This window comes from Pricia sp. (genome assembly GCF_041745955.1).
In the GTDB taxonomy this organism is placed as follows: domain Bacteria; phylum Bacteroidota; class Bacteroidia; order Flavobacteriales; family Flavobacteriaceae; genus Pricia.
Genome location: NZ_JBGTHY010000325.1, coordinates 38,963 through 47,934, shown reverse-complemented (window position 1 = coordinate 47,934; position 8,972 = coordinate 38,963). Strand labels below are relative to the sequence as shown.

Here is an 8,972-nt window from a genome sequence, read left to right as displayed (position 1 = left end):
TCAAGCAAATTCCGAGCATTGACCGAACCCTCGCCAATCGCTACGGACAAAAGCTGGAAGATATTCGGGAATGGTTGTCCCTTACCCAGTGGAGTCAAGAACAATTGGCTGTCGAAGATATTGAAAACGTGCAGCGTACATTGAATGACCTAAAGTTGATCGATAGCCCTCTGAGCGCAAATAGAATTCTTCGATAAACCGCTACCAGTCTATTGATTTCCCACCAATTTTCCGCAATATGTCGTTGGCTTGGCTAAAGTGTTTGTTGCCGAACCAATGGCCCCTATTGGCACTTAAGGGAGAGGGATGGCCCGAGGTCAGCACATGATGTTTGCTACTTTCTATTAAAGCCGATTTCCTTTTGGCAAATCCGCCCCAGAGCAAAAAAATCAGTCCCTCTTTTTCAGCGGATAGTTTTCGGATTACGGCATCCGTAAAGATTTCCCATCCCTTGTTCTGATGACTGCCCGACTGATGCGCACGCACGGTCAAGGTGGCGTTCAACAGCAGTACGCCCTGCTCCGCCCACTGCTCCAGATTTCCGCTTTGTGGGTATGGCTTTCCCAGATCCGTTTCGATTTCCTTGAAGATATTGACCAACGAAGGCGGATGCGGTATGCCATCTTTTACCGAAAAACAGAGTCCGTTTGCCTGATTCGGACCGTGATAGGGGTCTTGCCCGATGATGACCACTTTCGTTTCATCGAAAGGACTGTGATCAAAAGCCGCAAAAACATCCCCACCTTTCGGATAGCAGGTATGTTCGGCATATTCCTTTTTGATGAATGCGGTCAAATTGGAAAAATAGGGCTGTGCAAATTCCGGTGCCAGTTCTTGTTTCCAGCGCTCTTCTATGTTTACGGGCATTTCTACTTTTATTTCGTCCATTATAAACTAGCCAAAAATAACCAAAACTAAGCTTCCGATCGGCATTTTGAGCGGAACACCTGCTATTTGTTCATCCCCAAATCCTGACCAGTTATCGAAAAATATAAATAATCGATAGTTTATCCCGTTTAAGGTTTCCGCTGGATTTTTTTTGGACGCATTAGCAAATGCATATTGAACACAATTTAAGTTCAGCGTCTTAAAACAAAACTTTAAGAATAGTCGGATATGGGTTTTAAATCTTGGAAATCAAAGTATGCCGTGTTGATATGGACCATTGTTCTCTTGCCGAACATTTTCGCCATTTATTTCGGGGTGGCCAGTTTTCCCTATACTTGCGCACCTATGTTCGCACATCAAATTAATGAGGACAGCAAACTATGCGTTTTTAAGTTCGAAGGCAGTAATGCCTGTAAAACCGTTGATTTGGAAGATAATTATGGAAGAAGCGAGACCTTTTTCATCCGCTATTTTTTTAGTAAGGTATATGGTTCCTCAGAATCGGTATCCCCATTTGCTAGGAGACTTTCAGAAAATAAAGCCGCATTTCAACACAGAATGAACGATTTTTTTGAAGGGTATGCCGCGTTCCTTGACAAGGAAAAACAGTTGCCCCTCGATAAAATAATCCTGAAAGTAAAGCAGGTCGATGCCTCTAGACAGGATATTGCCCCGTGTGAAATTTTGGGCTTCTACGATGTCAAACTTAAAAAATATATATCCGCTTATGAAAACCCTAAAAACCAATTTTGATCTAGTGCTGGACAATCCATTAAGTGTCCTGCGGTTTTGTTTGGCCCTGATCATGGGTAGCGGTACGGCAAACAAATTAAAGACCGTTTCTTCCATCGATCTCTACACCCACGAAGCCCTTGCCAAAACGTGGATCGTAAGTCTTTTTCCCGATGGGATGTTCTTTTATGTGCAAGAAATGTATTTTCCGTTTTTGGTCTTGATTATCATAAGCGCCTTGGGTGCCGCTATCGGGCTTCTAGGAAGATTCAACCTCTTCATACTTGCAGTATCATCTTTTATTTTGGAAGGATTTGTCGAGGGTCTAGGGAATTTCGATCATAACTATTCCCTGCCAAGCCAAATATTGCTAATTCTGGCCATGGTGCCCGGGTCGATGCGAATTTCTGTGGATAGTCTTCTCTTTAAAAAGTTCTCCGTATTTAATTCAGACCGGAAAATCCACACCTCGGGCTGGGGAATAAACCTAGTTCTGACCTTGGTGGTCGTTACCTATTTTACCGCAGGTATTTCCAAGATCCGATATGGGGGTGCGGATTGGCTGGATGGTTCTACGCTGACATTCTACCTTCAAAACCACGATTCCAGATATCCCGCCGGCTCAAGACAATTGCTGATTGCAAACGCATCTGAATCGCAAACAACACATTTTAAGGATAACTATGGTTTTCAGGCCCATACCTATGGCAATTTCCAACGCTCGGCATTCAATGAAAAAATAGCGGACTGGTTGGTTTCAAAACCCGCTGTGGTATCCTTTTTTGCGTTGATGACCATAATCATCGAAGTTTGTGGCTTTGTCGTCTTCTTCAACAGCAAATGGCGCAACGCCTATTTGATTACGGTCATACTCATGCATACGTCCATAGGCATATTGATGGGCTTATTTTTTACAAAATACCGGCTGATTTGCTTTCTTCTTATAGACTGGAAGCTGATATTCAGTACTGTTCGACAAAAATATGGGACAATGATCGGTATTTCCAATGATTAAAAGGACGGTTATGAAAGTTATGATTCGACCAGATGGTCGGGTTGTAACTATATTTCTTGCTTGCCGTTCGACATCGATACCTCTAAGAAAAGTAGTGACGTGACCTAATTTTTTGATCGTTCATTCTCCCATCAAAACCGTAACTTTGCCCTCGATTAAAACGTAGATGGTAAAAATTCCGAAAAAGACGCTCCAAGACCTTGAATTTCCTACGGTCTTACAACAGGTTTCCACTCGCTGCAATACGGAGTTGGGAAAGGCGAACGCTTTTGGGATACAACCTATTTCCGATGCTGAAATATTACTTGAGGTGTTGGGCCAGACCTCGGAATATCTATCCTCCTTTACCAACGAAAACAGGATTCCCAATCACGGTTTTGACCCCATAAACAAGGAGTTAAAGCTGCTTAGAATCGAAAATACCACTTTGGAGGTGCCTGGCTTCCGAAAAATCGGGAACATTTGTATGACGGTACTATCCCATAAAAAATTCTTTAAAAAATTCAAGGACTATTATCCGTTGCTTTTTGGGGCATCGGAAACCATCGAGGCCAATAGCGATATTCCCGCTGAAATCGATGCGGTAATCGACAAGTTCGGCGAAGTGAAGGATGATGCTTCGGAGATATTATTTGACATCCGACGGGAAATGAACCAAGTAAAGGGAAGAATCGGACAAAGTTTCGCATCCGCCCTGAACCTCTACAACGGCTCGGATTATTTGGACGATATTCGGGAATCGGTCGTTGAAAACCGAAGGGTACTGGCGGTGAAGGCCATGTATCGGAAAAAAATCAAAGGCACGACAATGGGCACCTCCAAAACGGGAAGTATCGTCTACATAGAACCGGAGGCCACGTTAAGATACAGTCGGGAACTGAACCATCTGGAATTCGACGAGAATGAAGAGGTGCAGCGTATACTCAATACTTTGACCTATCGCATACGGCCGTTCGCTAATCTACTCTCCGAGTATCAGGGTTTTTTGGCGCATATAGATGTTACCGCCGCAAAAGCGAAATACGCCGACGACACCAAAGCCTTGTTGCCGGAAATCAATTCTGAAAAACGCTTATTTCTTAGGGATGCCTATCATCCCTTACTGTATTTGAGCAATAAACGAACGAACGAAAAGACCTATCCCCAGACCATTGAACTGGAATCCGAAAACCGGATCATCGTAATTTCCGGACCTAATGCCGGCGGCAAAAGTATCACCTTAAAGACCATCGGCCTACTTCAAGTGATGCTTCAATCCGGACTGCTTATTCCCGTTCATGAAAGGAGTTCCGTTTGTCTGTTTAATCGGATATTGACAGATATCGGGGACAACCAATCCATCGAAAACCACCTGAGTACTTACAGTTACCGGCTCAAGAACATGAACCGATTTTTGAGGAAGTGCGATGCCGAAACCCTGTTTTTAATCGACGAGTTCGGTACGGGCAGTGACCCCGAACTCGGTGGGGCCTTGGCGGAAGCCTTTTTGGAAGTCTTCTATGAACGTGGAGCCTATGGCATAATCACCACGCATTACGCCAACCTCAAAGCCTTGGCCGACGAACTGCCCCATACCACAAATGCCAACATGCTTTTCGACGGTGCAACCCTAGAGCCTACCTTTCAACTGGTATTGGGCGAGGCCGGTAGTTCTTTTACCTTTGAGGTGGCGCAGAAAAATGGTATTCCCTATACCCTGATCAACAAGGCCAAAAAGAAAATCGAACGGGGCAAAGTCCGTTTCGATGCTACAATCGCTAAACTGCAGAAGGAACGCAGCAAGATGGCTCAAACCGGCACGCGTTTGCAGGAAGAAGAGTCAAAAGCCCGGGAAGAGGCACAACGATTGGAAAAGCTCAACGCCAAGATCAAAACCAAACTGGAGAATTACCAAGAGCTTTACGACCATGATCAGCGGATGATTCTGTTGGGAAATAAAGTGGACAAGGCCGCCGCCAAATATTTTCAAGGGAATAAAAAACGTCCCTTAGTATCCGAACTATTACAAATCGTGGAGATCGAAAATAGTAAACGGAAGAAAAAATCTGCCGCCACAGCCAAGGCCGAACGTGTGAAACAGGCCGAAGTGGCCCAAGATGCGCGGAACAAGGTCAAAGACATTCGGGAGGAAAAGAAAGTAGAACAGAAAAAGGCGATTATCAAGGAAAAGAGCAAACCACTGCCCATTTTTAAAATCGGTGACCGCGTTCGTATGCAAGATGGTAAAGCCGTGGGCAGTATCGATTCCATGGAAAAGAAAAAGGCCATAGTTAACTATGGACAGTTTACGACCCATATAGGGTTGGAGAAGTTGGAGTTGGTAGAGCGCAAGACAGTTAAAAGCTAAGAGTTATGAATTCAGAGTCAGAAAAAAATCCATATATCGCATCGGATAAGAAGTTAATTCTCTTCGACGGCGTTTGCAACCTTTGTAACGGCGCCATTCAGTTTATAATCAAGCACGATAAAGAGGATGTTTTTCGGTATGCCGCCTTACAAAGTGATATCGGCAAAAAACTGATCGAGGAGCGGAATATCGATACCGAAAATGTCGATTCCATACTACTGATAGAACCAGGCGTAGCGTATTATGACAAATCCGATGCCGCGCTCCAAATCGGGAAACATCTTAAGGGATACCGAACTATTTCAGGTATACTTTATCTGATTCCCAGTGGACTGCGAAATAATGTATACGATTTTATCGCCAGAAATCGGTACAAATGGTATGGCAAAAGAGAACAATGTATGATACCTACGCCGGAGTTGAAGGCGAAGTTCTTAGCATAATTCGCCATCCTCCCACATGCCAAACTTCAGCAACTGGATTGGGACCTTTTAGAACATTCCGTTTAAAAATAAACCTAAATGGGCTAAGTAATGTTCTGGTTTATTGGTAATCTAGCAAGAGTATACTACTAAAAACCATTACCATGGATGATAAAATCAAAAAAACGGCCTATGTTGGCTATGCCGCAAAGGGAGCTGTATATGCCATTACGGGAGTACTTGCCTTTATGACGGCTTTTGGCATGGGTGGCCAGAAAGCCGGTAAACTTCAAGTGTTAGAATTTTTGGAAAAACAGCCTTTCGGAAAAGTCATTTTGGCCATTCTTGGGGTGGGCCTTATCTGTTACGCCGTATGGCGGTTCATACAAAGTGTGCAAAATCCTGAAAATATAAGTGATGACACCAAGGGAATTATCAAAAGGATAAGCTTTTTTATCAGTGGACTAATTTATTTGGGCTTAGGAATTTTCGCAATTGTTGACATTTTCAGTAGTCCTTCCCCAGGTTCGGGCGGGGGTGGGGGCAGTAGTTCTTTTTTGTCGGGCGATATTGGAAAATACATTTTTATTGCCGTCGGGATTGCTTTGGCAGGAAAAGGGATTTATCAATTCGTCAAAGCATACAAAGGTGATTTTTTGAAAAAATTTCAAATTGGATCAATTACCGATGGTTCAAAACGAAAATTTATTAAAAACATGGGCTACGCGGGACTTGTCGCAAGAGGTATCCTTACCTCAATCGTTGCCTATTTCTTTCTAAAGGCCGGGTTCGGTATCGGTGGAAGCGGTTCGGAAGAAGTCAAGGGTACTTCGGAAGCATTTTCATTTATACAACAAAATTCCTCGGGACCTTGGTTGTTGGGATTAGTGGCAGCGGGCCTAGTATGTTACGGAATCTATATGTTTACCATGGCACGGTACCGACAATTTGATGACTGATATCGGTTTCGTGGATTTTACATGTAGTTTTCCCGGTCCGAAGGATGTGAAACGTCATTTCACCTTATCAAGATTATCGTCCCAATCTTTTATTTTAGGCTTTATAACCGAGCCTGTTGATTTGGCCACCATCATCGCTACAGTAGCATCGCCGGTAACGTTGACCACAGTTCTCAGCATGTCTAACGGCCGGTCGACAGCAAAAATTAGTGCAAGACCAATGGCCAGTTTGTCCGGTGGAAAACCAATGGATTCCAATACGATAACCAGCATGACCATACCGGCACCAGGTACCGCGGCGGAACCGATTGAGGCCAATAACGCGGTCAAAACTATGGTAAGTTGATTGGCAAAGGTCAAATCAAATTTTAGGGCCTCCGCGATAAAGACAGCGGCAACGGCTTGATAGAGACTTGTCCCGTCCATATTTATCGTGGCGCCTACGGGGAGTACAAAACTTGAAATTTCCTTTTCTACCCCAATATGTTCCTCCACCCTTTCCATAGTGACCGGCAAGGTCGCGGCACTGGAACTCGTGGAAAAGGCCAAAAGCTGTGCGGGAGCCATTTTACTTAAGAAAGTCAGAGGATTATAACGGGTAAAGGTGCCCACGACCAAACTGTAAAAGACAATCATCAATATAAGCCCGAGTATCACTACGCCGGAATACTTTAACAGTGCCAGCAACAAATCGGGATCTCCCGATGAGACCACCACGTTGGCCAGCAGGGCGAACACGGCTATCGGTGCCGTAAGCATGATCAAATCGACCATTTTTAGGACGACCTCGTTAAGGGCATCGAAAAAATGTTTTAAGGGCTTGGATTTTTTTTCCCCGATAAGCAACATCGAAATCCCTAAAAAGATGGTGAAAAAGATAACCTGAAGCATCAGACTATTATCGCCAAGTGCGGCAAAAGCGTTATCAGGTACCATATCTTCCAAAAATTGTAGGGGACCGCTATCCTTTTGCTTGGAGGCTTCTTCCAATTTATCGGTCACTCCCCTATCTTGGGAGTACGTTTCGGTGAGTCTCGCAATGGTATCCTCAGAAATTCCGTTTCCGGGTTTAATGGCGTTTACCAAAAGTAGACCTATGGTTATGGCAATTACGGTCGTACAGATATAGATGACAATGGTACGAAGGCCGATATTACGGAATTTAGAAATATCCTTCAAATCGGAAATACCCTTGACCAAGGATGCCAAGATGAGGGGAATCGCGATCAGTTTCAACAGCTTGACGAAAATCGTCCCGAGCGGATTTATCCAATCCTGTACAAAATCCCTTCCCCAATCCACATAGGTCATTCCGAATCCGAAGAGGATACCGGCGACCATTCCAATTAGAATCTGCCAATGCAATTCAAATTTGCGCATAAAAGTTGGTTTAGGATGGAAAGATACTGTTTTTTGGAAGTAAACGGTTAAAGTTGATTTAAGTTTCAGGCAAGGGATTACAGGTTACTGGTCGAAGGCCAAATGAATGGTCGATGGTTAGGGTTTAATTTTTTTCAACCCGTAACCCGTATCCTTTATTCAAACTTTATGGTTCGGTTCAACAACATATAATCCGCCAGAACTAGGGCCGTCATCGCCTCAACGATGGGCACGGCCCGAGGCACCACGCAGGGATCATGCCGGCCTTTGCCTTTCGTGGTTACCTTATTGCCCTCCTTATCGATAGTTTCATAAGGTTGGATTATCGTCGCCACGGGCTTGAAAGCCACATTGAAGTAAATATCCATACCATTGCTTATACCGCCCTGTATACCACCACTATAGTTGGTCTTGGTACTTCCATCTTGATTGAACTGGTCGTTGTGCTCGCTGCCTTTCATTTGAACGCCTTCGAATCCGCTACCGTATTCGAATCCTTTCACGGCGTTGATGGATAACATGGCCTTGCCCAGTTCGGCATGCAGTTTGTCGAAAACCGGTTCGCCCAGACCGATCGGTACATTCTGTGCCACACAAGTGACAATACCACCAATCGTGTCGCCTTCTTTGCGCACCTCCTTAATATATTCCTCCATTTTCAAAGCCGTTTCGGGATGTGGACAGCGGACGGGGTTTGATTCCGTCAACGCCAAATCCAGTTGCTGATAGGGAATATCCATTTTCAGTTTTCCGACTTGGGAAACAAAGGCATTGATTTTTATCTGGGATAAAAACTGCTTGGCAATCGCGCCGGCCACTACCCTACTTGCGGTTTCACGGGCAGAACTACGGCCACCCCCGCGATAGTCGCGGAACCCGTATTTCTGGTCATAGACATAATCGGCATGCGAAGGCCGGTAAGAATCCTTGATATGGGAATAATCATTGGATTTTTGATTCGTATTGTGAATGGCGAAACCGATGGGCGTACCCGTGGTCTTTCCCTCGAAAATTCCGGAATAGAATTCCACGGTATCCGGCTCCTTCCGCTGGGTCACAATGGCCGATTGTCCCGGTTTTCGGCGGTCCATCTCGTTTTGAACGGCTACGAGGTCGATTTCAATGCCCGAGGGGCAACCATCTAAAACACCGCCTATGGCCACCCCGTGCGATTCGCCGAAAGTGGTCAGTTTAAAAAGATTTCCAAAGGAATTTCCCGACATTTCTAG

The 8,972-nt window shown here is 44.7% G+C and carries 8 protein-coding genes and 1 pseudogene; 6 read left to right on the top strand and 3 right to left on the bottom strand.

Annotation, left to right across the window (positions count from 1 at the left end):
• Positions 1 to 197: pseudogene (locus tag ACEW8S_RS11995) on the top strand (ABC transporter substrate-binding protein); the annotation flags it as partial.
• Between the two features lie 4 nt (positions 198 to 201).
• On the opposite strand, the gene ung reads toward ACEW8S_RS11995, so the two are convergent.
• Positions 202 to 867 (bottom strand): uracil-DNA glycosylase, encoded by a 666-nt coding sequence (gene ung, locus ACEW8S_RS11990; protein WP_373518386.1) that lies wholly within the window; start codon positions 865 to 867, stop codon positions 202 to 204.
• Positions 868 to 1,116: 249 nt separating this feature from the next.
• Between ung and ACEW8S_RS11985 the strand changes: the two genes are divergently transcribed.
• The 5 genes from ACEW8S_RS11985 to ACEW8S_RS11965 all read left to right on the top strand — a co-directional run bounded on the left by ACEW8S_RS11985 (position 1,117) and on the right by ACEW8S_RS11965 (position 6,363).
• Complete coding sequence (locus ACEW8S_RS11985) at positions 1,117 to 1,641, top strand: hypothetical protein (RefSeq protein WP_373518385.1); 525 nt, start codon at positions 1,117 to 1,119, stop codon at positions 1,639 to 1,641.
• Positions 1,616 to 2,635, top strand: coding sequence for a hypothetical protein (locus ACEW8S_RS11980; protein ID WP_373518384.1), 1,020 nt, complete (start codon positions 1,616 to 1,618; stop codon positions 2,633 to 2,635). Before ACEW8S_RS11985 ends, ACEW8S_RS11980 begins: the two co-directional genes overlap by 26 nt.
• A 166-nt stretch (positions 2,636 to 2,801) precedes the next feature.
• Positions 2,802 to 4,982 (top strand): DNA mismatch repair protein MutS, encoded by a 2,181-nt coding sequence (locus ACEW8S_RS11975; protein WP_373518383.1) that lies wholly within the window; start codon positions 2,802 to 2,804, stop codon positions 4,980 to 4,982.
• A gap of 5 nt (positions 4,983 to 4,987) precedes the next feature.
• On the top strand, positions 4,988 to 5,425 hold the full coding sequence (locus tag ACEW8S_RS11970; protein ID WP_373518382.1) for a thiol-disulfide oxidoreductase DCC family protein: 438 nt from the start codon (positions 4,988 to 4,990) through the stop codon (positions 5,423 to 5,425).
• Positions 5,426 to 5,568: 143 nt separating this feature from the next.
• A complete protein-coding gene (locus ACEW8S_RS11965; RefSeq protein WP_373518381.1) occupies positions 5,569 to 6,363 on the top strand; it encodes a DUF1206 domain-containing protein in 795 nt (264 codons plus the stop codon).
• Between the two features lie 54 nt (positions 6,364 to 6,417).
• On the opposite strand, the gene ACEW8S_RS11960 is transcribed toward ACEW8S_RS11965, so the two are convergent.
• Positions 6,418 to 7,743 carry a dicarboxylate/amino acid:cation symporter gene (locus ACEW8S_RS11960; protein WP_373518380.1) on the bottom strand — a complete coding sequence of 442 codons (1,326 nt, stop codon included), beginning with the start codon at positions 7,741 to 7,743 and terminating at the stop codon, positions 6,418 to 6,420.
• 155 nt (positions 7,744 to 7,898) lie between these two features.
• Entirely contained in the window at positions 7,899 to 8,966 is a 1,068-nt protein-coding gene (gene aroC / locus ACEW8S_RS11955) for a chorismate synthase (protein WP_373518379.1), read from the bottom strand.
• Positions 8,967 to 8,972: the final 6 nt, after the last annotated feature.

Excerpts from the sequence above, each read along its gene's own strand:
- ung (WP_373518386.1), bottom strand. The coding sequence starts at position 867 with ATGCCCGTAAACATAGAAGAGCGCTGGAAACAAGAACTGGCACCGGAA.
- ACEW8S_RS11985 (WP_373518385.1), top strand. The coding sequence starts at position 1,117 with ATGGGTTTTAAATCTTGGAAATCAAAGTATGCCGTGTTGATATGGACC.
- ACEW8S_RS11980 (WP_373518384.1), top strand. The coding sequence starts at position 1,616 with ATGAAAACCCTAAAAACCAATTTTGATCTAGTGCTGGACAATCCATTA.
- ACEW8S_RS11975 (WP_373518383.1), top strand. The coding sequence starts at position 2,802 with ATGGTAAAAATTCCGAAAAAGACGCTCCAAGACCTTGAATTTCCTACG.
- ACEW8S_RS11970 (WP_373518382.1), top strand. The coding sequence starts at position 4,988 with ATGAATTCAGAGTCAGAAAAAAATCCATATATCGCATCGGATAAGAAG.
- ACEW8S_RS11965 (WP_373518381.1), top strand. The coding sequence starts at position 5,569 with ATGGATGATAAAATCAAAAAAACGGCCTATGTTGGCTATGCCGCAAAG.
- ACEW8S_RS11960 (WP_373518380.1), bottom strand. The coding sequence starts at position 7,743 with ATGCGCAAATTTGAATTGCATTGGCAGATTCTAATTGGAATGGTCGCC.
- aroC (WP_373518379.1), bottom strand. The coding sequence starts at position 8,966 with ATGTCGGGAAATTCCTTTGGAAATCTTTTTAAACTGACCACTTTCGGC.